Raw genomic sequence first — 21,794 nt, forward strand, 5'->3', positions numbered from 1 at the left:
CTCTAAAGCAAGCCACACAATCCATGTCTCAGTAGTAGATAATGGTGAAGGTAAACTTGTAGCGACTGTCACAGAACCAGATTCAACTCGTAAGTTTACAAATACTTATAAAGTTTCTCCAACAGAAGCTGTCATTAAAGCAACTAAAGAATTGGTTGGTAAAGAACTTACTAAAGAACAATTCGAATTCGAATTGAGCGAAGGCGGAAATGTTATTGCAACATCATCAAACGGTAAAGAAGTTGAAGGTGTTGACGTAGCGACAAATGAAGTAGCCTTCAAACTTTCATACACTGAACCAGGTGAACACGAATATGTGTTGACAGAAAAAGCTGGATCAGTAGCAGGAGTTGAATACTCTAAAGCAAGCCACACAATCCATGTCTCAGTAGTAGATAATGGTGAAGGTAAATTAGTTGCTACTGTTAAAGAAGAAGATTCAACTCGTAAGTTTACAAACAAATATAAAGCAACACCAGCAGAAGCTGTTATCAAAGCAACTAAAGAATTAGTTGGTAAAGAACTTGCTAAAGAACAATTTGAGTTTGAATTGAGCGAAGGCGGAAACGTCATCGCAACATCATCAAACGGTAAAGAAGTTGAAGGTGTTGAAGTAGCAACAAATGAAGTAGCCTTCAAACTTTCATACACTGAACCAGGTGAGCATGAATATGTGATTACAGAGAAAGCTGGTTCTGAAGAAGGTGTTACTTATTCAGAAGAAAGCTACACTGTCCATGTTTCAGTAGTAGATAATGGTGAAGGTAAGCTTGTTGCAACAGTTAAAGAAGCAGATTCTCCACGTAAGTTTACAAATACTTATGTAACTACAACTACAACAACTACTACAACAACTACGACTACAACAACAGAGGAACCTACAACAACCACAACTACAACAACTGAGGAACCTACAACAACTACAACCACCACACCAACTCCGGAAAATCCAGATAACCATGGTGAAGGTGGTGGTGAAACAACCACAACAACTACCACAACAACCGAGGAACCTACAACTACAACCACTACAACAACTGAGGAACCTACAACCACAACAACTACTACAGTAAGTGAAGATACAACCACAACAACTACTACAGTAAGTGAGGATACAACTACAACCACTACTACAGTAAGTGAAGATACAACTGTAACAACTCCGGAAAAACCAGATAACCATGGTTCAGGTAATGGTGATGGTGGAACCACAACAACTCCAGAGAAAACAACTCCAGCACCAGGAAACCCTGGCGGAAATGGAGATGGTAACGGTGGCGGACGCAAAGTCCTTCTCCCAAGTACAGGTGAAGTCGTAGCAAGCGGATTGATCCTTTCAGGAGCAATTGTTCTTTCAGGAGCAGTGTTGTTGAAACGTAAAATTTCAAATAACTAATATATAACTAACTGTAGTGTATTAGCACATTTGATTTAACAATAAAGTCTCAAGAATATAATTCTTGAGGCTTTTTTATGCGAATAATACTGTTGTGCTATTAATTTTTCCTTTCAGCTAAGGAAAGGTTAAAATTGTACTTTTGATTTCTTAGGTGTATAATGTACTATTAGATACAAATAGATAATGAGGGTTTTGAATGGAATTAAAAGATTTTACAGAAAAAGAACAGGAACAAATCAACCAAGGTTTGAGCACTGCCGAGATTTCTGATAAGGAAGCGGCGAAGAAGTTGCTTGCTCTTGTACCGCAAGAATGGATCAAGCGCATTCCATTCTTTGTCAGAGGGCATGCGACAACAAAGACGATCGAACGTGTGGCCATGCGCTATCCTAATCTCTATGCCGTTGCCAAACGCCAAGGAGACCTTCCTGAAAAAGAACGGGAAGAATTGCGTGTCATTATGACGGAAGTCTTTGAAGAAAAGATGAACAAACATAAGATTAAATAAGATTCATTATTCATTGAAGAGCTGGATAGTCTGCCAGCTCTTTTTTGCTACTTATAAAGTTTCCTTAATTCGTAAAAAATAGTTGGAGCTAAGTCAGTTTTAAACTATAATATAGGATAAGGAGATTCGATAGGAAAAAGTAATGAATCATGGTACAAAACACGATTCAATGTTACAAAACATCTTAGTATATAGAAAAGGAACCATTTTATGAAACCATTTAAAAAATTCATGCTCCTTACCAGCTGTGCCTTGGGGATCTTTGCTTTAGCAGCTTGTGGTAGCAACCAAAAGCAATCCAAGGAAAAACAGGCAAGCTCCACAGTGCAGCAGTCCCATTCAGACAAGGAGCACTACAAGGGAACTTACAGCAACCTCAATAGTAAGGAAAGTGTCGAAGAAGTGCGGGCTCTCTTATCTGCTTATTTGGATCAGGACAGTGTAGATAAATTTATGGGTCTGGTAACCGACTACGATAGCATTGTTGGCTCGGTCGGCTTGACGGGTGACTTCAGTACCTTCAAAAAGACGGAATACGATGTGGAGAAGATCAGTGACTTGTGGACCAAGCAGAAGGGCGATTTCGTCGGGACCAACTGCCGGATCAATAGTTATACCTTGCTAAAGAATCGTATCGAGATTCCAAAGATGAAAGCGGATAGTGAACTCTTGTTCGTGGATAATGATGCAATTGACAAAGGGAAAGTCTTTGATGAGGCAGAAAAGGAAGGCTTTAACATTCTCTATTCACGGGTTCCGACAGAAGCTACAACGGATGTCAAGGTCCATGCCAAGAAGATGGAAGAGTATTTTGCCAATTTCAAGTTTAATGAAAATGCGCGCATGCTTTCTGTCATCGTTCATGATAACCTTGACGGTAATACCCTTTTTGTTGGTCACGTGGGCGTTTTGGTACCTGCCAAGGAAGGCTATCTCTTTGTCGAAAAACTTACTTTTGAAGAACCATATCAAGCCATCAAGTTTGCGACTAAAGAAGATGTCTACAAATACTTGGAGACCAAATACCAAGATTACACCGGTGAAGGTCTAGCTAAGCCCTTTATCATGGATAATGAAAAATGGGTTGAAACCAAATAGAATTTCCAGCTAGTTAAGTTTGATGGAATTCCAGCTAAGGAAAGGATAAAGATGAATAAAAAACTCACCTATGTTACTTTTACCCTTATTCTTATCGGTTTTTTATTAGTAGAAGCAAGTATGTATGTCCTACCCTACATTGAAGGATTAAAAGAATTAGAACTAGTTGCTTTCGGATTTGGAATTTTTCTCTTAGTGGCTGTCATCATCTTATTAACCAAGACTAAAAAGCATACTGATTAAGGCCGAGTCAACAATTGTACTGTGTATTTAGAATTTATGGAGGGAGAAATGGAATGGCAAGTTTAGGATCAGGACCAGTATTATTAAGTGTTGGTTTTATTGGCTTCTTCAGCATTACGTTATTCGTTCGTCGTTGGTTGGCTAGCCGACGTAGTGGTGGTCCCTTCTTTGCTCCCTTCCATATTAACCGAGGCATCTTCTACATTCATGTGCCTTTGTGTTTCAGTCGGCGAATGATCCCACTGAAAGAGATTAAGCAAATTACCTACTTGCTACTCCGTGGTCGCGCTGGTGGCGGGAGTCGCTATGCTTTCTATATCGAACTCAGAAATGGTAAGACCATTCCCCTCTTTTTTGGGAAAAGCAAGCGCAATGAAGTGTTAGTTGCGAAACTCAAGCGAAATGCTGGCAGGTATGGGTTTAAAGTACATGATCCAGGTTAGAATACAATCATCTGTAGAAATAGAATCTACGATTTATTTCCTTTAAAAATGAAAGCGAGTAGTCCTATGAACGATTCGATGAAAGAATATATCAGACTTAAAAAGCAGTTCCAAGCGCAAGAGAAGGATTCATCCAGCGTGCTAGCTCTTTATGAATTTGCAGATCGTCTAGCTTTACTGGAAACTCCAGAAGCCAAGCAGGTCTTGGTGGATGTTTACCAAGAGTTGGGCTTGTATGCCAGTGCCTTTGCTCTCTTCTCAGGGCTAGTAGACAAGTCTGATCGCAAACAAGTTAAGAAACTTTTCACCTTAGAAAAGATGAGTCTCAGTCATGGAGATCGCTTTGCTCTCCCTCGTCCCTTGACTGAAAAAGAAAAAGAGGCTCATAAAGAGAAAATCAGTGACTTGCCAACCTTTCGTTATCATCCGGACCCACTAGCGACTGGTGCCTTTAAGGAAGGGGAGACCAAGACCTGTCCGTCATGTGGGGAAGACCACACCATCTATTATGCTTTGAGACCCTATTGTGAAGAGGAGCTAAGTCATCTCTGTCCGACTTGTATTGCTACAGGTCGTGCTGCCCAGAAGTTTGAAGCAGAGTTTATCCAAGATGCTGATTGGCAAGGAGTCATGGATAAGGAAAAAGACCAGGTCCTATTTTGTCAAACTCCAGGCTATAGTAGTTGGCAGGGGGAACATTGGCTATCCTGTTGCCGAGACTACTGTGCTTATCTGGGGACAGTTGGCACTCGTGAATTGGAAGAAATGGGCATTGCAGAGCAAGTATTAGCAGAATACGAGGCACGTAATGAATTTCAGGATGTGGCTGAATACTTAGTCAAGGATGGTTCAATGTGTGGCTATCTCTTTCGATGTCTCCATTGTGAACAATACCATCTGTGGGTTGATGCGGATTAGGGGATGCTCTAAATCTAATAGAGTCATGAACTATATGAAAGAATAGAAAAGGAATCACGAATGAATAGAAAGCAAGCCCTATCCATGTATTTGATAGGGACCTTCGGTCAAGTATTAGGAGTTAGCCTTCTGGTGTGGTTTTTAAGAGCAGGAGGAGTCAAGGTTGATTTTACATCATCATTTGGGATCATCGCTATTATTGTAGGTGGCTTGTCATCAGCTTTGTGGGGTAGTCTTGCCAGTATTGGCTACTATCAATCTAGTTTCAAACAAGTTCTAAAAGATTTTTTTCAAGTCAAAGACAGTTTAGCAAATTATTGTTTGGTGCTCGTTTTCTTGCTACTCGACTTTTTCCCCTTTATCTTTGGTGGTAAGATCACCACTCAATCGTTGGTCTTGCTATTGGTGCTCTTTTTAAAGGCTCTTCTTTTTGGTGGGATTGAAGAAATTGGCTGGCGTTATTTCTTTCAACCAACTTTGCAGGAAAAAATACCTTATTTTTCAGCTACTTTGATCACCTTTTTAGCCTGGTCTAGTTGGCGTCTACTATACTTTTATATCGATGGTTCGTTGGCTGTCATTCAGTTGTTTCCGTTTCTAGTAGGTCTGCTAATTAACTGCTTTATCTTATCGGCCTTGTATCATAAAACGCAAAATTTATGGATCTGTGTCATGACCCATGCCTGTATCAATTCCTTGTCTCAGATTCTAGTGAATAAAGAGGTATGGCTATCTATAGTTAGTAAATTTCTTATTATTAGTTTAGCAATCATGATTGCAAGAAAGAAGTATGTAACTGTAAAGGAGGAAAAATGAGCAAATTTATTTCAAAACAATCAGTCGCTATCTGGTATGCATTGACTGCCCTCCTTGCTACATTTATAGTGGGGCAAGTTATCCTTTGGTTTTTCCCAGATGGGATTAGTATAGGAGCCTCTCTACTGTTTATCCTAATGAACTTAATTCCTATGATTGTGGCGGCTGTCTTTTCTCTGGTGTTGAGTGAAGTCAACTCCCTTGGATTACAGCAGGTTCGTCCAACTATCTCATCTTTTACCTGATGATCTTAGGGAATACCTTCCTATTTGGAGCGCTCAAAGAGTACTCGAAAGGAGCTGTCCCTTGTATCCTCGCTCATATGCTGATCGATAGTCTAGCTGTTCTCATGCTGGTTCAGAGCTCGCTTCCTCAGATTATCCTTCTAGTTATTTTCGAAATCCTTCTAGCCTCTTGGCTAGTGGCTTTACGAAAATCATAGAGTAGAGCTTTACCTCTCAGCCGATTTCGGTGGGAGGTTTTATAATTTAGAGATTGGTGATATTTAGATAGAGCTGGTAAGCATTATATTTCGACTTTCATAAGTTTTGTGTTATGCTAAAACTAATATCATGGAAGGTTTTTCTGAAAATGCATTTAGCTGATTTAATGGAAAAAAGTGAGGGTGGGCAGTTTTTAATCTTGTCTCATCTGCTACAACATTCTCCAAGCAGTCTGTCAGAAGTGATGGCGGAGACAGATTTTTCCAAAGCAACCTTGAACAAATATCTTTCACTAATCAATGACAAGGCCCAAGAGAATCAGCTGGCCCTTTCCATTGAGTTAGAAGATGAACATCTTCGCCTTCTTGTGGGGGCAGATACAAAGGGGCGTGACATTCGGCGGGCTTTTTTGGACAATTCGATCAAGTACCAACTATTGATCTATTTACTTTATCATGGCCAGTTTCAAGCCCAGCAACTAGCTCAGGAGCTCTTGATTAGTGAAGCGACATTAGGGCGTCATATTTCGGGCTTAAACAAATTATTAGCTGAGTTTCAATTTTCCATCCACAATGGGCGCCTCAAGGGGCCTGAACATAAGATTCGTTATTTTTATTATTGCTTGCTACGAAAGGTCTGGGCTAGTGCAGACTGGAAACTAGAACTGGACAAGAAAGAAAGACAAAGCGAAATTGCAACCTTAGAAGAACTCTGTGGAGCAAAATTGTCTCAAGGACAACGCTTGGATTTGGTTCTCTGGTCCCATATTACCCAGCAACGACTTAAGGTCAATGCCTGTCAGTTTCAAGAAATTGAACAGAAGATGAAGGGCTATACCGATAACATTTTTTACCAACGCTTGTTTCGTCGGGTAGACCAGCTCTTTTCAGGAAAACACATTGCCCTTAGTCATGACGATGGAGAGATGTTAGTCCTCTTTGCTTTCCTTGTTACCCATCGGATCCTTCCGCTTCATACCATGGAGTACATCTTAGGATTTGGAGGGGAGATTGGGAATTTGACAACGCAACTCATTCAAGAGATGAAAATGCAGAAGTTATTAGGGGATTATATCGAAGGTCCTGTGACCTATGAGCTTAGCCAAATTTGTGGGCAGGTTTATCTTTTTACAGGCTACCTCCTTCAAGACAAGTATAAATACCAACTTGAAAATCACAATCCGTATGTCTTTAGTAGTCATGATTATAGAGAAGTAGCAGATACTATCTTTAGCAAACTTCCGATCCTTTGCCAAGGGACGGCTCTGGATAAAAAAATCAAGTGGGAGTGGCTTCAATTAATGGATTATATCGCAGAAAATAGTGGGAGACAAATTAAGATCGCCCTAGACTTAACCGTAGGCTATCTAGGCTACACACGGATGACAGAAGTCCTCAAGCGCTATCTGGAATATAATCGTTTTATTACCATTGAAGCCTTTGATCCAGCTACAGATTACGATTTGATTGTGACCAACAATCCGATTAGTTTTACAGAGCGGATCCCTGTCTATTACTTGAAATACGACTTGGATCTGATCGATCTAGCTAATATTCGTCAGATGATTTATGGGGAAACTATTACATAGAATGATACAAAGAAGACTTGGGTCTTCTTTTTTTGCTGGAAATTGCTTAGATTTGTCTGAAAATTTAATAGAAGAGAAGTGTGGAAATCTCTTCTGGCTCAAGAGATTCAAGAGACACTCCTCATTTTTTTTAAAATTCTTAAAAAAATTGATGATCATGAAAGCGGTTTATATTGTATAATAGAAAATGTAAGGAGTACGTCTCCTAAAGAATATTTCTTTTTCCCAGGAGGACAGTTCATGTCACAAGAAAAATACATTATGGCAATTGACCAAGGAACAACAAGTTCTAGAGCCATCATTTTCAATAAAAAAGGAGAAAAAGTAAGCTCTAGCCAAAAAGAGTTCACGCAAATTTTCCCTCAAGCTGGTTGGGTTGAACACAATCCAAATGAAATCTGGAACTCTGTTCAGTCTGTTATCGCTGGTGCCTTTATCGAGAGTGGCATCAAACCAGGACAAATCGAAGCTATCGGAATTACCAACCAACGGGAAACAACCGTTGTTTGGGATAAGAATACTGGACTTCCAATCTACAATGCCATTGTCTGGCAGTCTCGCCAAACTGCTCCTTTAGCTGAACAGCTTAAGAGCCAAGGGTATGTCGAAAAATTCCACCAAAAAACAGGTTTGGTCATTGATGCCTACTTCTCAGCAACTAAGATTCGCTGGATCTTGGACCATGTAGAAGGAGCACAAGAACGTGCTGAAAAAGGAGAATTGCTCTTTGGAACCATCGATACTTGGTTGGTTTGGAAGTTGACAGACGGAGCTTCTCACGTAACAGACTATTCAAACGCTGCTCGTACCATGCTCTACAATATCAAAGACCTAAAATGGGATGATGAGATTTTGGAAATCCTCAATATTCCTAAGGCTATGCTTCCTGAAGTTCGTTCTAACTCTGAAATCTATGGAAAAACAGCTCCTTTCCATTTCTACGGTGGAGAAGTGCCAATTTCAGGTATGGCGGGTGACCAACAAGCGGCTCTTTTTGGACAGTTGGCCTTCGAACCAGGTATGGTCAAAAATACTTACGGTACTGGATCTTTCATCATCATGAATACAGGTGAAGAGATGCAGCTATCTGAAAATAACTTGTTAACTACCATTGGATATGGAATTAACGGGAAAGTATACTATGCCTTAGAGGGATCTATCTTTATCGCAGGTAGTGCCATCCAATGGCTTCGCGATGGGCTTCGCATGGTCGAAAACTCACCAGAATCTGAACAATATGCACGTGATTCTCACAACAACGATGAAGTTTATGTGGTACCAGCCTTCACGGGTCTAGGAGCACCATACTGGAATCAAAATGCTCGTGGTTCCGTCTTTGGCTTGACTCGTGGAACAACCAAAGAAGACTTTATCAAGGCGACTCTTCAATCCATCGCTTATCAAGTACGGGATATCATTGATACCATGCAAGTCGATGCTAAGACGGCTATTCAAGTCCTTAAAGTGGACGGTGGCGCTGCCATGAACAACTTCTTGATGCAGTTCCAAGCGGATATTCTCGGTATTGATATCGCTCGTGCCAAAAACTTGGAAACAACAGCTTTGGGGGCAGCTTTCTTAGCAGGATTGTCAGTAGGCTACTGGAAAGACCTAGATGAATTGAAAGAACTCAATGCAACTGGCGAACTCTTCGAGCCTTCTATGAACGAATCTCGTAAAGAACAACTTTACAAGGGATGGAAGAAAGCCGTTAAAGCTACCCAACTCTTTGCAGAGATTGAAGACTAGTTAAGAGTCCAGTAGGATAGAAAGTGAAGAATGATGGAATTTTCAAAGAAAACTCGTGAATTATCGATTAAGAAAATGCAAGAACGCACCCTGGATCTTTTGATCATCGGGGGGGGAATCACTGGTGCTGGTGTAGCCTTGCAAGCAGCAGCAAGTGGTCTTGAAACAGGTTTGATTGAAATGCAGGACTTTGCGGAAGGGACATCAAGCCGTTCAACAAAATTGGTCCACGGTGGACTTCGTTACCTCAAACAATTTGACGTAGAAGTGGTATCAGATACGGTATCAGAACGTGCAGTGGTCCAACAAATTGCTCCTCATATTCCAAAACCAGACCCAATGCTTTTACCAATCTATGATGAAGATGGGGCAACTTTTAGCCTCTTCCGTCTCAAGGTAGCCATGGACCTCTATGACCTTTTGGCAGGTGTAAGCAATACACCAGCTGCCAACAAAGTCTTGTCCAAGGAAGAAGTGTTGGCTCGTGAGCCTGAGTTGAAACAAGAAGGTCTTGTCGGTGGTGGGGTATATCTAGACTTCCGTAACAACGATGCTCGTTTGGTGATTGAAAATATCAAACGTGCCAACCAAGATGGGGCCCTCATTGCCAACCACGTAAAAGCAGAAGGATTCCTCTTTGATGAATCTGGCAAGATCATAGGTGTAGTGGCGCGTGATCTCTTGACTGATCAAGTCTTTGAAATCAAGGCTCGTTTGGTGATTAATACAACAGGTCCTTGGAGCGATAAAGTGCGTAATCTCTCAAATAATGGAGAGCAGCATTCACAAATGCGTCCAACCAAGGGTGTTCACTTGGTCGTAGACTCAAGCAAGATCAAAGTTTCTCAACCTGTCTACTTTGATACTGGTCTAGGAGACGGTCGTATGGTCTTCGTCTTGCCACGTGAAAACAAAACTTACTTCGGAACGACTGACACGGACTACACTGGTGACTTAGAGCATCCAAAAGTAACTCAAGAAGATGTCGACTACTTGTTAGGAATCGTGAATAACCGCTTCCCAGAAGCTCACATCACCATCGATGATATCGAAAGTAGCTGGGCTGGTCTCCGTCCGTTGATCTCAGGAAACAGTGCTTCTGACTACAATGGTGGAAACAACGGCACTATCAGTGATGAAAGCTTTAATGCTTTGATTGCAACAGTTGAAGGCTATCTTTCTAAAGAAAAATCGCGTGAAGATGTTGAATCAGCAATCAGCCACTTGGAAGGCAGCACTTCTGAAAAACATTTGGATCCATCTGCTGTTTCTCGTGGATCAAGCTTAGACCGCGATGACAATGGTCTTTTGACCCTGGCTGGTGGGAAGATTACAGACTACCGCAAGATGGCTGAAGGAGCGATGGAGCGTGTCTTGACCATTCTCAAGGAAGAATTTGACCGTCAGTTCAAATTGATCAACTCTAAGACCTATCCAGTATCAGGTGGAGAAATTAACCCAACGAACGTGGATTCTGAAATCGAAGCCTTTGCTCAACTTGGCGTATCTCGTGGCTTGGATAGCAAGGAAGCTCACTACCTAGCTAACCTATACGGTTCTAATGCACCTAAGGTCTTCGCCCTTGCTCATAGCGTGGAACAAGCACCTGGATTGAGCCTAGCAGATACCTTATCACTTCACTATGCAATGCGCAATGAATTGGCACTTAGCCCAGTTGACTTCCTTCTTCGTCGGACGAACCACATGCTCTTCATGCGAGATAGCTTAGATGCAATTGTCGAACCTGTTTTGGATGAAATGGGACGCTTCTATGAATGGTCAGAAGAAGAAAAAGCTGGCTACCGTCAAGACTTGCAAGTCGCTTTGGAAAACAATGACTTGGCAGCATTAAAAAATTAAGAAAAACAAAAAGGGGTTGGAAAGAAGAATATCTGACCGGCCCCTCTTTATAATGGAGAAATAAATCATATGAAAGAATTATTTGGTGAATTTTTAGGGACCTTAATCCTGATTCTTTTGGGAAATGGGGTTGTAGCAGGAGTGGTTCTTCCGAAAACGAAGAGCCATAACTCAGGTTGGATCGTCATTACTCTTGGTTGGGGGATTGCAGTTGCAGTGGCAGCCTTTATCTCTGGCAAGTTAAGTCCGGCACATTTGAATCCAGCGGTGACGATTGGGGTTGCTCTTAATGGTGGACTAGCTTGGGCATCTGTGATTCCTTATATCATCGCTCAATTTGCTGGAGCCATGGTGGGGCAAGTCCTTGTCTGGTTACAGTTCAAACCGCATTACCTAGCAGAAGAAAATCCTGGAAATATCCTTGGAACCTTCAGTACTGGTCCAGCAATTAAGGACACTACTTCAAACCTTATCAGTGAAATCCTCGGAACCTTTGTCTTGCTACTGACTATCTTTGCACTTGGTCTTTATGACCTTCAAGCAGGACTTGGTACTTTTGCCGTTGGTACCTTGATTGCAGGGATTGGTTTGTCTCTCGGTGGAACTACAGGCTGCGCTCTCAACCCAGCTCGTGACCTAGGACCTCGTATCATGCACAGCCTCCTTCCTATTCCTAACAAAGGAGATGGTGACTGGGGTTACGCTTGGATCCCAGTAGTTGGTCCAATCATCGGTGCAGTACTTGCAGTAGCAGTCTTTAAAATGTTTTAAAAAATGAAAGAGGCTGGGACAAAAGTCCTAGCCTCTCAATTGTCTTTGGATTATCGAGCAAGACGCAGTGGTTGAGTGGGCTCTACCACGCTGATTTCATCAGCTTTTACAGCCCTACTCAACTGTGCGGAGGTGGGACGACGAAATCGAATTCTAACGAATTACCGATTTCTGTCCCACTCTCTTTTAAAATACTGTATCAGATAAAGAGAGCTTTGTACGTTCTAACTTAAAACAAGCTATAAGAAATGTAAAACGCAATAAAGAAAATAATGATCGCAATAATGTATTGAACTGGTTTAGGTAGGTTATTCAATTTATCCATGAATTCTTTCATTGTTAGATCTCCTTATTATTTGATTGTCTTATAATTAGTGTAGCATGAAATAAGGCCCAAAACAATAGGCAATAGGAGTGTTTTTGTCAAGATATAAAACCCTTTTCAAAATTATTATAATCAGTTAATCTATTACTAAATAAAGATAAGATAGATTGTAAAATACTTTAGAAAATAACAGGCTAGAGTTTGACACTTTTTTCACAAAGGAGTATACTGTTAGCATAGTTTTGGAAGGAACTTATGATAGATTCACCCAAAACTGACTGTCAACCTTTGCTGTTCTTCTATGAACGTTTGCTGGTATCGGGGATACCAAGGAGGAATCATATGTCTAAAGTAGCTATTGTCACAGGTGCAGGTCAAGGGATCGGTTTTGCGATTGCAAAACGATTGGTACAAGATGGCTTCAAGGTCGGAGTCTTAGACTACAATGCTGAGACAGCAGAAAAAGCAGTAGCTGAGTTATCAGCAGAGAATGCTTTTGCGGTCGTTGCTGATGTCTCCAAACAAGCTGAAGTGGCTGCAGCTTTCCAAAAAGTTGTGGATCATTTCGGAGATTTAAATGTTGTCGTTAACAACGCTGGTGTTGCTCCAACTACACCACTTGATACGATTACAGAAGAACAATTTGAACGCACTTTTGCCATCAACGTTGGTGGTGTCATCTGGGGTGCTCAAGTTGCACAAGCTCAATTCAAGGCGCTTGGCCATGGCGGAAAAATCATCAATGCAACTTCACAAGCAGGTGTTGTAGGTAACCCTAACTTGACTGTCTATGGTGGTACTAAGTTTGCAGTTCGTGGTATCACTCAAACTTTGGCACGTGACTTGGCTGATTCAGGTATTACTGTCAATGCGTATGCACCTGGTATCGTTAAGACTCCAATGATGTATGATATCGCTCATGAAGTTGGTAAGAACGCTGGTAAAGATGACGAATGGGGTATGCAAACTTTCGCTAAAGATATTACCCTTAAACGTTTGTCCGAACCCGAAGATGTCGCTGCAGCGGTTAGCTTCCTTGCTGGTCCTGATTCAAACTACATTACAGGACAAACCATCATCGTGGATGGTGGGATGCAATTCCATTAACATTCAAATAGGGGTTGGGATTTTTTCCACCTCTTTTCTTATGTGCACCTTATTCCTCTCGTTCGCTTTTTTTGAAAAATTAGGGTAGAATAGAAGTCGTATTTTAAAAAGAATAGATCAATAGTGATAGAGGTGAATTCTCTTCTATCCATCAAAACGAAAAGAGGTGACCATATGTGGAAATGGATCAAACGACTCATCGGACTGACCTTCCTCCTAGTTATTGTCTTAGCAGTTTTCTTGATACCAGCAAAGGTTTCGACTCAAGAGCAATTTAAAAATGTAACAGTGAATACTTCGCTGGTAGATCTGGCTCAAGAAGGCTTCTCTACAGCAGACGTGACTGCTTCTGGCCTGCAAACAGAGCTTCAACTGAATTCTCCTCAATTGCGCCAAGTTATTAAATCCATGGCAGGGGAAATGACAGATGAAACTCTCCTCAATACAGCAGTTGCTATGAATGGAGAGTATATCAATGTTCAGGTTCCGATTGAACTGGGACCGGTGGAAACCATGGTGAGCATGGACTTTTCAGCTAGTGTGACGGATCAACAATTGACCTTGAACCTAGAACGGGCCCGTCTTGGACATCTGCCGATTCCACGTAGCTTGGTTGCTTCAAAGATTGCTGAAAAAGTTAACCAAGAGGGCACAGGAGCTACTATGATAGGGAATCAAATCAAATTGACCATGCCGACAAGTGGCTACCGAATCCATTCTGCGAAGGTCGAAAAAGGGAACATGGTATTACAGATTATTGTTCCAATTTCCTATTAAGCATCAACCATTGGTTTCTGATGAGGCTGATGGTTTTTCTAATTGACAAAGAAATGAAAAAAGAGTAAGGTAGAACAAGAAAACGATTTCAAATACAGGGAGATTTAGGATGCCGTTATATGAATTTTGTGCAGAGAACATAACACTGTTAGAGAAGGCTTTTCAAGCAGGAGCGCGTCGTGTAGAATTATGTGATAACTTAGCGGTTGGAGGTACGACTCCAAGCTATGGTGTGATCAAAGAGGCTGTGAAGCTTGCTAAAGATTATCAGGCAAAGGTCATCGTTATGATTCGTCCACGAGGTGGAGATTTTGTATACTCTGAGCAAGAGCTAGACATAATGTTAGAAGACTGGAAAATTGCCCGTGACCTGGGTGTTGATGGTTTAGCTGTTGGGGCTTTGACTGCTGACAATCAGCTGGATAAAGATGCCATGCTTCGTTTCATCGAAGCCAGTCAAGGATTTGAATTGACCATGCATATGGCATTTGACCAGATTCCTTTAGAAGATCAAGCTGCGAGTATCGAGTGGATGAAGAAAGTAGGCGTGACGAGACTATTAACAAGAGCCGGCAGTCCAGAAACAGACTTAGAACAACGGTTGCAACGCTACGAAGAGTATGCCCAGCTTGCAGATCGCCAGTTAGAAATCTTGGCAGGTGGAGGAGTCTCTTTGGAGAATCGTCAGCTTTTCCTTGATGTTCCAGGGGTGGATCAGGTCCATGGAACTCGTGTTGTCTTTTAAAGATATATGAGTTGAGGAAGAAATCTCAGCTCTTTTTTCTTGATTTTTGGTATACTGGAGGAAAGGAGTAGTACGTGTTTTTACCAGATTATTTTGAGAAATACAGTATAGACAATGAAAAAGCTCTAGCTTATGGGTTTTCAAAGCAGGGAGAGAAGTTTCACTATGATCAACAGATCCTGGATGGAGACTTCAAACTTTATGTGACTGTCCAAAGTAAGCAAGTGCATTTTTGGCTAGTGGATCAGGAGACAGGCGACGACTATGTGCAGCTTCATATGGACCAGATGGTTGGTCAATATGTTGGCCAAGTCAGAGAAGCTTGCCAGCAGGCCTTAGAGGATATCAGAAGCTCCTGTTTTGCTGTCAAAGATTTTTTGTATCCTCAGACCAAGCGCTTGGTGGATTGGATCAGCCGGCAATATGACCGTCCTATCGAATACCTCTGGGACCGTTCTCCGGACTCGGGCGTCTTCCGTCATCAAAAGGATCTCAAATGGTTTGGCGTCTTGATGAAGATAGACTGGTCCAAGCTAGATGCGAGGCAGGAAGGGAAGATTGAGGTCTTAAATCTTAAACAGGATCATGTCAGCCAACTCTTAGAAGAACCCCATTTCTATCCGGCTTATCATATGAACAAGAAGTACTGGATCAGCATTCCCTTGGATGGTCGAGTGGAGGATGATCTTCTCTTTGAGCTTGTGGCTAAGAGCTGGGCCCTGACTAAGAAGTAAGGGTTTAACCCAATTGATTTGTGAAAGTGAATAAAACATAAAAAAAGAATGTTGAGGGTCAACATTCTTTTTTTTATTAGAGAATTTCCTGTCCTTATTGCTCTTTGGTCAATGAGAAGTGGAAATCTCTGTAATTGCTATAGTCAAATTCTGTATTGATATCTGTTGTGAAGGCTATCGGAGTATAATGACCTTCCTCAAGGATAAATCCTGGTTTGAAGCGGAAATTTGCTACTCCTAAACCAGTAATACCAGGAAGAAGAGCATCTGCGCCATTAAGACCTTCTGACTCCCAGTAATAGACATTACCAGATGCTTGAATAGCTCTTGCAGTATAGGTGGCTGTGCGGGTTGGTTCACTATCATTTTTAAAGCTAACGACAGTTGTAATATCTCCATTAGCTTCAATAGTCATTTTGATGCTATCCGCCTGAGGGCTAGATCCTACCCAAGTGCCGACAAGTGCTGCAGGAACAACTGCTTGATCAGTTGAAGATGTATCTTCTGCCTTGTTCGGTTCAGTTGAAGCTGACGGGTTACTTGCCTGACTTGAAGGAGTAGTATTTTCTTTTGCTTGAGAAGAAGAAACTGTAGCTTTTTTATTTAAGCTAGCTTTTGGTTTTTTCTCAACTTTTGAGCTAGAAGCTTTTTCGGATGAGGAAGTTGTTTTATCTTTTGAGCCACACCCTCCCAAAGCAAGTCCAAGTGATGCAGCCACAAGAGAGGCTGCAGTCCAACGAATCAAAGATCGTTTCATAATATCACCTCTTTATCTTTCTGACTTAGATTATACTCCTATTGTTACAGATGTCAAGTGATTTTTGTAATAAATGTAATATTTTCGTAACATAGTTTTGTATATAAAATTACTCAAGAAATAGAAGGGTGGGATTGAATCATAGATAAGCGATAATTTGGGGTAAAACCTCTTCCAGTTTGTCCTGATTGATACGGGCAAAGGCATAGGGACAGCTTTGAATATAGGCAGATTCGAAGAAGTGGAGAGGGAGACCGCTATGTTTCAGTCGAGCGACCGAAGGGACCTGTCTTAAATCTAGTAAGACTCCTCCAATGACCGGCCATACAGGGACGGATAGGGAATGTTGCTGGAGTAGGGAAGAAGCTTGCTCTTTTTGGATGAATTGCTGTTGGTGCAGAAGCTCTTTGTTTTTTGCAAACATGCCATTATCAATATAGAGGCTCAAGGCCTTCTGCATGACCAAGTTACTTTCGTAGTCGAGTGTACCCTTGAGTTTTAAGACAGGGGCAAGAAGAGCTTGGGGCAGGACCATAGAAGTGATGCGGAGGGCAGAAAAGAGGCTGGTAGAAAAGGACTTGATGTAGATGACCCGGTCAGATGCATCCAGATAATGAAAGCTAGGAGAAAAATGTGGATCATAATCTCCCAAGTAATCGTCCTCGACAATATAGACATCATAGAGTTCTGCTAAGGCCAAAATCTGTTCCTTCTCTTGTTTGCTATAACTATGTCCCAGAGGATAATGGTAGCGGGGAATGGTATAGAAAAATTTGATCCTGCCACTTTTGAAAATGGCTTCCAGTTGGTCAAAGTCAATTCCTTGAGGCAAGCGATTGATGCTTTGATAAGGTAAGTCTTGCTCCTGAATTAATTTATTGATGCGGTAATAGGTTGGTTGCTCTACTAGGATTTCTTCTTTTTGGTTTGGGAAGGCGACCTGGCTTAGGAGGTAGAGGGCTTGCTGGGTTCCTGAGGTGATAACGATTTGTTGCTCCTGGGTATAAATCGCATCTTCTCGCAGGAGAGAAGCAATAGATTGACGGAGATCGACAAGACCTTCTTGTTTTTCATAGTAGTTGAAGAGGTAATTATCACGACCGACAAGGGTTTCGTTGATACAAGTCCGAAAGTCTTCAAAAGCCTGGAAGCGATCTTCCTTGAGGCGAAGAGGCAGGTCGGTATGCTTTCCAGTCTCTTCCTCCAGGACATAATAGCCGCTTTGGGGCTTAGCATAGATATAGTTCTTGTAGCTGAGCTCGAGCAGGGCCCGTTGGACGGTATCCTTACTGCAGGCATACTGACTGGCTAGTTGGCGAACGGAAGGCAGGCGGTCTCCAGTTTTTAGGATCCCCTGGTCAATCTGGTTTTTCAATGTAGTAAAAATCTTTTGGTATTTGGTTGTCATAACTGTCCCCGTACAATTTTTCTTTATTGTAGTCAATTGGGTGTAAAAAAGCAACTAAAAAGTGACTCCCTATAAGAGAGTCACTGTCTTACATGACATACACAATCGCGATATATTGGAGAGCAGAAGCGGCTAAGATGAAGAGGTGCCAAATCATATGGAAATAAGGTTTCTTTTTGGCGTAAAATCCAGCTCCAACTGTATAACACAGGCCACCCATCAGCATCAAACCCCAGAAGGTTGGACTTGTTTGGCTGATGATCTGTGGGATAATGAAAATCACCAACCATCCCATAATCAAATAGAGGGCCAAGCTGAATTTTTCATTTACCTTCTTAGCAAAAATCTTGTAGAGTATCCCAAAGATAGTCGTCCCCCATTGAATCAGGATAATGGCATAGCCGAACCAGTTGTTCATGAGAGAAAGAACGACGGGTGTATAGCTACCTGCAATGGCAATATAAATCATGGAGTGATCGATAATGCGAAGGACATACTTTTGAGGTGAGTCATAGGCCATGGCATGGTAAATTGTCGATGAGAGAAACATGAGAAAGAGACTGATGACAAAAATCGAGGTCCCGACAGCTGCTAAAGTCCCATGTGTTTCATAACTATAGATAGCAGAAGTTGGAATGAGAAAGAGCATCAAAACAGCCCCGACTGCATGGGTGACACTATTTGCGATTTCTTCTCCAAAGGATAATCGTTTACTTAATTTACTAGCATAATTCACTTTTATTTTTCCTCCTCAGAATGAACATGGATATAGGATAGGGTTTCTTGGTAGAGCAAAACGGTACGACAGGCAGATCCGATAATGGGTGCTAAAGGTTCTTTCTCTTCATGGAGAAAGTCCACAAAACTATTGTAGAGGTCTGCGGAGTTGGCTTGACTCTGCAAGAGGTTCAAGGTAGCCGCGATCTCTTGAATCGAAAAAACCGTCTTTAAGGTTGTAATAGCAATGAGACGGGCAACCTGCTGTCGCTTGTATTTCTTCTTATCTGGTTTTGGCAGGTAGCCGTGTTTAACGTAATTATTGACCATGGAAGCCGTTAAGCCCTTGTCTGTTTCTGAGATAAAAGGCGCACACACCTTATTGACATAGAGGAGGACTTGGTCCAAATAAAGATCAATATCAGGAATTTCTTCCCACTTGGGATAACTGTAGTTGAATAAAATAGTTATTACCTCTTTGTTATCTAGTTTTAATAACTAGATGATAACATGATGGTAATTTTATGTCAAGCGAAAATGAAATATGGTACAATAAATCTATGAAACTATTAATTCCAACTGCAAAAGAAATGAATCTGGATACCCCAGAAAAAACGGGTTATCCTGTATCAAATGAGACACAAGCGGTCATCGATGCCTTAGCTTCATTATCTCTAGAAGAGTTAGCCTCACTTTATAAGATTACTGAAGAGCGGGCAAGTGAAGAAGAGCAACGAATCCGAGCGCTCAAGTCGGGTACAGCTAAGACCTATCCAGCTTTGAATCTCTTCGACGGTCTCATGTACCGGAATATCCGCCGTACGGACTGGACGGAAGCAGAAGCGGCTTATGTGCAAGACCATCTCTTGATCACCTCAGCTCTTTATGGGGTGATTCCGGCCCTTACTCCGATTGCTCCCCATCGTTTGGACTTTCTCATGAAGCTTAAGGTCCAGGGGAAATCCTTAAAGACTTTTTGGAAGGCTAGCTATGATCAAGCTCTTCAGGAGGAAGATCTAATTATTTCTTTGCTTTCCAGTGAGTTTGAAACCGTCTTTTCTAAGGAGATTCAAGATCGGATGGTGACTTTTAAATTCCTTGAAGAGAAGAATGGGCTGTTGAAGGTTCACTCAACCATTTCAAAGAAAGCGCGTGGGGCTTTTGTGACAGCTTTATTAGAGAAGCAGATTACAAAGGTAGAAGAGATGAAGCAGCTAACCTTTAGTGGCTTTGCATACCAGTCTGACTTATCAACTGAAAAACAATTAGTCTTTGTGAAATATGAGTAAAATAGAAGGTACTAGTCAACAGAGACTAGTACTTTTTTTCAAGAATCAAAAAACGTGTTCATAGCTGGCAACTGTAGTTAGTTGGCTATGAACACGACTAATTGAATGGTTAGAATTTAGTGGGAGCCCTTTAATTTTTTCAGAAGAGTTTGAAGTTGTTTTTGCTCTTCTTCGCTAAAGACACCCATGACTTTTTGAACATTACGTATATGATCAGGAAGAACTTCGATAATTTTTTTACGGCCCTTTTCTGTCAAAGAAACGATACAAGCACGACGGTCATCTGGATCGATTTCGCGCTTGATCCATCCATCACGCACCATATTTCGAATCACGACGGTCATATTTCCAGAGGTCGCTAAAATACTGTCAATCAGGTTCTGGATACGGAGATCCCCCTTACTGTACAAGGTTTCCAAAACGGAAAACTGAGTAGGGGTCAACTGATGATCCTTAAAGACATGAGACTCTGCTGCACGAAAAGTCCGTTCCGCCTTGTGAAAGACAATCATGGTTTTTAATTCTGTTTGGGCTTCTTCAAATAGTTTTTCTAAATTCTTCATACTATCATTTTAGCAATAAATAGTATTAGACGCTATTAAGCCTTAATATCAAATAGATTACAGGCGGGTGACAAGATAATGGATTTATCAACAGAAGAAAAAATGACTGTTAACTTTAGTGTCAAATTATTTTTTTGTCGAATAGTAAGGAGTAGTAAAGTTTCTTTGAATCCTTAGTAAAATCTTGCTCCAAGTCTAATCTATGGTGTATAATATAGGTATTGTAGACAGTTTCTGGTAGAGTCTAAGTCTAAATTGGTTCGTCTGGAACTAGTCCCAGATAGAAAGTAGGTAAGGTATGAAAATTTCTGATCGTGTATTAAAGATGGAAGAAAGTGTCACCCTGGCAAGTGATGCCAAAGCAAAAAAATTAAAGGCAGAAGGAAAAGATATTCTCTTTCTAACCTTGGGCCAGCCTGATTTTCACACTCCTGAGAATATTCAAGATGCTGCAGTAGAAGCCATTCGGGATGGGCGGGCTTCCTTTTATACGGTTGCTTCCGGCCTGCCAGCATTAAAGGCTGCCGTCAATACCTATTTCGAACGCTATTATGGATATTCAGTATCACCAAACCAAGTCACTTTTGCGACTGGAGCGAAGTTCTCGCTCTATACCTTCTTTATGGCTGTGCTCAATCCAGGTGATGAGGTCATTATCCCGACACCGTACTGGGTCAGCTATGGGGACCAGGTCCTAATGGCGGAAGGGGTTCCTGTCTATGTCAAGGGGCACCAAGTCAATGATTTTAAAGTTTCCGTTGAACAATTGGAAGAAGCTCGGTCGGAAAAGACGAAGGTTTTGGTCTTGAATTCTCCATCTAACCCGACAGGTATGATTTATAGCAAGGAAGAACTCTTAGCCATTGGAAATTGGGCTGTTGAGCATGATATCCTCATCCTTGCAGATGATATCTATGGTCGCCTGGTCTATAACGGGAATGAGTTCGTTCCAATCTCAAGCTTATCCGAAGCCATTCGCAAACAAACCGTTGTCATCAACGGGGTTTCCAAAGCCTATGCCATGACTGGTTGGCGGGTTGGTTATGCGGTGGGTGACCCAGAAATCATTGCAGCCATGAGTAAGCTAACCGGTCAGACAACTTCCAATCTGACAGCTGTTTCTCAGTATGCTACGATTGAAGCCTTGACAGGTCCACAAGACTCAGTAGAGGTGATGCGTCAAGCCTTTGAGGAGCGCTTGAACACCATTTATCCTCTTTTGTGCGAAGTTCCAGGTTTTGATGTGATCAAGCCACAGGGAGCTTTCTATCTCTTCCCAAATGTCAAAAAAGCCATGGAGATGAAAGGTTATACGGATGTGACAGAGTTTGCAACTGCCATCCTGGAAGAAGTGGGAGTTGCCCTCATCACAGGTGCTGGATTTGGAGCTCCAGAGAATGTCCGTCTTAGCTATGCGACTGACTCGGAGACCCTGAAGGAAGCTGTTCGCCGCTTGCATCAATTTATGGAAAATTAAAAATTAAGAGAGTGGGACAGAAATCGGTAATTCGTTAGAATTCGATTTCGTCGTCCCAC

At 41.6% G+C, this 21,794-nt stretch carries 22 protein-coding genes and 1 pseudogene; 18 read left to right on the plus strand and 5 right to left on the minus strand.

The window, feature by feature from the left end; genetic code table 11:
* The 16 genes and pseudogenes from RCH62_RS05455 to RCH62_RS05530 all read left to right on the plus strand — a co-directional run.
* A partial coding sequence (locus RCH62_RS05455) for a Spy0128 family protein (protein ID WP_306474809.1) occupies positions 1 to 1,396 on the plus strand: 1,396 nt, incomplete at its 5' end.
* Positions 1,397 to 1,595: 199 nt separating this feature from the next.
* Positions 1,596 to 1,907 (plus strand): hypothetical protein, encoded by a 312-nt coding sequence (locus tag RCH62_RS05460; protein ID WP_048788808.1) that lies wholly within the window; start codon positions 1,596 to 1,598, stop codon positions 1,905 to 1,907.
* Between the two features lie 210 nt (positions 1,908 to 2,117).
* The gene (locus RCH62_RS05465; RefSeq protein ID WP_195549915.1) at positions 2,118 to 3,005 is read left to right on the plus strand and encodes a DUF4300 family protein; all 888 of its coding nucleotides are present in this window, start codon (positions 2,118 to 2,120) and stop codon (positions 3,003 to 3,005) included.
* 51 nt (positions 3,006 to 3,056) lie between these two features.
* Complete coding sequence (locus RCH62_RS05470) at positions 3,057 to 3,248, plus strand: hypothetical protein (RefSeq protein ID WP_195549914.1); 192 nt, start codon at positions 3,057 to 3,059, stop codon at positions 3,246 to 3,248.
* A 53-nt stretch (positions 3,249 to 3,301) separates the two neighbouring features.
* Positions 3,302 to 3,691: a hypothetical protein gene (locus tag RCH62_RS05475; protein WP_195549913.1), complete on the plus strand. Its 390-nt coding sequence runs from the start codon at positions 3,302 to 3,304 to the stop codon at positions 3,689 to 3,691.
* A gap of 66 nt (positions 3,692 to 3,757) precedes the next feature.
* Positions 3,758 to 4,609, plus strand: coding sequence for a CbrC family protein (locus RCH62_RS05480; RefSeq protein ID WP_236128195.1), 852 nt, complete (start codon positions 3,758 to 3,760; stop codon positions 4,607 to 4,609).
* Between the two features lie 60 nt (positions 4,610 to 4,669).
* Complete coding sequence (locus RCH62_RS05485; RefSeq protein ID WP_306474810.1) at positions 4,670 to 5,425, plus strand: CPBP family intramembrane glutamic endopeptidase; 756 nt, start codon at positions 4,670 to 4,672, stop codon at positions 5,423 to 5,425.
* Positions 5,422 to 5,867: pseudogene (locus RCH62_RS05490) on the plus strand (hypothetical protein). The gene RCH62_RS05485 and the pseudogene RCH62_RS05490 overlap by 4 nt, the downstream one beginning before the upstream one ends.
* 149 nt (positions 5,868 to 6,016) lie before the next feature.
* Positions 6,017 to 7,456 (plus strand): helix-turn-helix domain-containing protein, encoded by a 1,440-nt coding sequence (locus tag RCH62_RS05495; protein ID WP_306474811.1) that lies wholly within the window; start codon positions 6,017 to 6,019, stop codon positions 7,454 to 7,456.
* Between the two features lie 240 nt (positions 7,457 to 7,696).
* Entirely contained in the window at positions 7,697 to 9,205 is a 1,509-nt protein-coding gene (gene glpK / locus RCH62_RS05500) for a glycerol kinase GlpK (RefSeq protein WP_155123876.1), read from the plus strand.
* Between the two features lie 33 nt (positions 9,206 to 9,238).
* On the plus strand, positions 9,239 to 11,065 hold the full coding sequence (glpO, locus tag RCH62_RS05505) for a type 1 glycerol-3-phosphate oxidase (protein WP_306474812.1): 1,827 nt from the start codon (positions 9,239 to 9,241) through the stop codon (positions 11,063 to 11,065).
* Positions 11,066 to 11,134: 69 nt separating this feature from the next.
* A complete protein-coding gene (locus RCH62_RS05510) occupies positions 11,135 to 11,836 on the plus strand; it encodes an MIP/aquaporin family protein (protein ID WP_129821999.1) in 702 nt (233 codons plus the stop codon).
* A gap of 667 nt (positions 11,837 to 12,503) precedes the next feature.
* A complete protein-coding gene (locus RCH62_RS05515; RefSeq protein ID WP_155171706.1) occupies positions 12,504 to 13,268 on the plus strand; it encodes a (S)-acetoin forming diacetyl reductase in 765 nt (254 codons plus the stop codon).
* 174 nt (positions 13,269 to 13,442) lie between these two features.
* Positions 13,443 to 14,045, plus strand: coding sequence for a hypothetical protein (locus RCH62_RS05520; protein WP_023023435.1), 603 nt, complete (start codon positions 13,443 to 13,445; stop codon positions 14,043 to 14,045).
* Positions 14,046 to 14,154: 109 nt separating this feature from the next.
* Positions 14,155 to 14,790, plus strand: a complete 636-nt coding sequence (locus RCH62_RS05525) for a copper homeostasis protein CutC (protein ID WP_023023434.1) — start codon at positions 14,155 to 14,157, stop codon at positions 14,788 to 14,790.
* 74 nt (positions 14,791 to 14,864) lie between these two features.
* Positions 14,865 to 15,524 (plus strand): MmcQ/YjbR family DNA-binding protein, encoded by a 660-nt coding sequence (locus RCH62_RS05530; RefSeq protein ID WP_023023432.1) that lies wholly within the window; start codon positions 14,865 to 14,867, stop codon positions 15,522 to 15,524.
* Between the two features lie 94 nt (positions 15,525 to 15,618).
* Here the strand turns inward: RCH62_RS05530 and RCH62_RS05535 are convergent, their stop codons facing one another.
* The 4 genes from RCH62_RS05535 to RCH62_RS05550 all read right to left on the minus strand — a co-directional run bounded on the left by RCH62_RS05535 (position 15,619) and on the right by RCH62_RS05550 (position 18,871).
* Positions 15,619 to 16,281 (minus strand): hypothetical protein, encoded by a 663-nt coding sequence (locus tag RCH62_RS05535; protein WP_023023430.1) that lies wholly within the window; start codon positions 16,279 to 16,281, stop codon positions 15,619 to 15,621.
* Between the two features lie 139 nt (positions 16,282 to 16,420).
* Positions 16,421 to 17,689 carry a PLP-dependent aminotransferase family protein gene (locus RCH62_RS05540; protein WP_023023428.1) on the minus strand — a complete coding sequence of 423 codons (1,269 nt, stop codon included), beginning with the start codon at positions 17,687 to 17,689 and terminating at the stop codon, positions 16,421 to 16,423.
* 88 nt (positions 17,690 to 17,777) lie between these two features.
* Positions 17,778 to 18,425: a hemolysin III family protein gene (locus RCH62_RS05545; RefSeq protein WP_023026889.1), complete on the minus strand. Its 648-nt coding sequence runs from the start codon at positions 18,423 to 18,425 to the stop codon at positions 17,778 to 17,780.
* A 2-nt stretch (positions 18,426 to 18,427) separates the two neighbouring features.
* Entirely contained in the window at positions 18,428 to 18,871 is a 444-nt protein-coding gene (locus RCH62_RS05550) for a DUF1836 domain-containing protein (protein ID WP_042361110.1), read from the minus strand.
* A 95-nt stretch (positions 18,872 to 18,966) separates the two neighbouring features.
* On the opposite strand from RCH62_RS05550, the gene yaaA reads away from it, so the two are divergent.
* Complete coding sequence (yaaA, locus tag RCH62_RS05555) at positions 18,967 to 19,695, plus strand: peroxide stress protein YaaA (RefSeq protein WP_023026887.1); 729 nt, start codon at positions 18,967 to 18,969, stop codon at positions 19,693 to 19,695.
* 116 nt (positions 19,696 to 19,811) lie between these two features.
* Here yaaA and RCH62_RS05560 read toward each other — a convergent pair whose 3' ends face one another.
* Positions 19,812 to 20,258, minus strand: coding sequence for a MarR family winged helix-turn-helix transcriptional regulator (locus tag RCH62_RS05560; RefSeq protein WP_023026886.1), 447 nt, complete (start codon positions 20,256 to 20,258; stop codon positions 19,812 to 19,814).
* A 298-nt stretch (positions 20,259 to 20,556) separates the two neighbouring features.
* Here RCH62_RS05560 and RCH62_RS05565 point away from each other — a divergent pair, with 298 nt between their 5' ends.
* The gene (locus RCH62_RS05565) at positions 20,557 to 21,735 is read left to right on the plus strand and encodes a pyridoxal phosphate-dependent aminotransferase (protein ID WP_120701871.1); all 1,179 of its coding nucleotides are present in this window, start codon (positions 20,557 to 20,559) and stop codon (positions 21,733 to 21,735) included.
* The last annotated feature ends 59 nt before the right edge of the window (positions 21,736 to 21,794 follow it).

It is taken from the genome of Streptococcus sp., assembly GCF_030825805.1.
Classification (GTDB): Bacteria; Bacillota; Bacilli; order Lactobacillales; family Streptococcaceae; genus Streptococcus.

What these genes read in the sequence shown, in the direction of transcription:
- RCH62_RS05560 (WP_023026886.1), bottom strand. Translation starts at nt 20,258, where the DNA reads ATGAAGAATTTAGAAAAACTATTTGAAGAAGCCCAAACAGAATTAAAA.
- RCH62_RS05460 (WP_048788808.1), top strand. Translation starts at nt 1,596, where the DNA reads ATGGAATTAAAAGATTTTACAGAAAAAGAACAGGAACAAATCAACCAA.
- RCH62_RS05515 (WP_155171706.1), top strand. Translation starts at nt 12,504, where the DNA reads ATGTCTAAAGTAGCTATTGTCACAGGTGCAGGTCAAGGGATCGGTTTT.
- RCH62_RS05480 (WP_236128195.1), top strand. Translation starts at nt 3,758, where the DNA reads ATGAACGATTCGATGAAAGAATATATCAGACTTAAAAAGCAGTTCCAA.
- RCH62_RS05475 (WP_195549913.1), top strand. Translation starts at nt 3,302, where the DNA reads ATGGCAAGTTTAGGATCAGGACCAGTATTATTAAGTGTTGGTTTTATT.
- RCH62_RS05465 (WP_195549915.1), top strand. Translation starts at nt 2,118, where the DNA reads ATGAAACCATTTAAAAAATTCATGCTCCTTACCAGCTGTGCCTTGGGG.
- RCH62_RS05525 (WP_023023434.1), top strand. Translation starts at nt 14,155, where the DNA reads ATGCCGTTATATGAATTTTGTGCAGAGAACATAACACTGTTAGAGAAG.
- RCH62_RS05565 (WP_120701871.1), top strand. Translation starts at nt 20,557, where the DNA reads ATGAAAATTTCTGATCGTGTATTAAAGATGGAAGAAAGTGTCACCCTG.
- glpO (WP_306474812.1), top strand. Translation starts at nt 9,239, where the DNA reads ATGGAATTTTCAAAGAAAACTCGTGAATTATCGATTAAGAAAATGCAA.
- RCH62_RS05470 (WP_195549914.1), top strand. Translation starts at nt 3,057, where the DNA reads ATGAATAAAAAACTCACCTATGTTACTTTTACCCTTATTCTTATCGGT.
- RCH62_RS05510 (WP_129821999.1), top strand. Translation starts at nt 11,135, where the DNA reads ATGAAAGAATTATTTGGTGAATTTTTAGGGACCTTAATCCTGATTCTT.
- RCH62_RS05535 (WP_023023430.1), bottom strand. Translation starts at nt 16,281, where the DNA reads ATGAAACGATCTTTGATTCGTTGGACTGCAGCCTCTCTTGTGGCTGCA.
- RCH62_RS05485 (WP_306474810.1), top strand. Translation starts at nt 4,670, where the DNA reads ATGAATAGAAAGCAAGCCCTATCCATGTATTTGATAGGGACCTTCGGT.
- RCH62_RS05495 (WP_306474811.1), top strand. Translation starts at nt 6,017, where the DNA reads ATGCATTTAGCTGATTTAATGGAAAAAAGTGAGGGTGGGCAGTTTTTA.
- RCH62_RS05540 (WP_023023428.1), bottom strand. Translation starts at nt 17,689, where the DNA reads ATGACAACCAAATACCAAAAGATTTTTACTACATTGAAAAACCAGATT.
- yaaA (WP_023026887.1), top strand. Translation starts at nt 18,967, where the DNA reads ATGAAACTATTAATTCCAACTGCAAAAGAAATGAATCTGGATACCCCA.
- RCH62_RS05520 (WP_023023435.1), top strand. Translation starts at nt 13,443, where the DNA reads ATGTGGAAATGGATCAAACGACTCATCGGACTGACCTTCCTCCTAGTT.
- glpK (WP_155123876.1), top strand. Translation starts at nt 7,697, where the DNA reads ATGTCACAAGAAAAATACATTATGGCAATTGACCAAGGAACAACAAGT.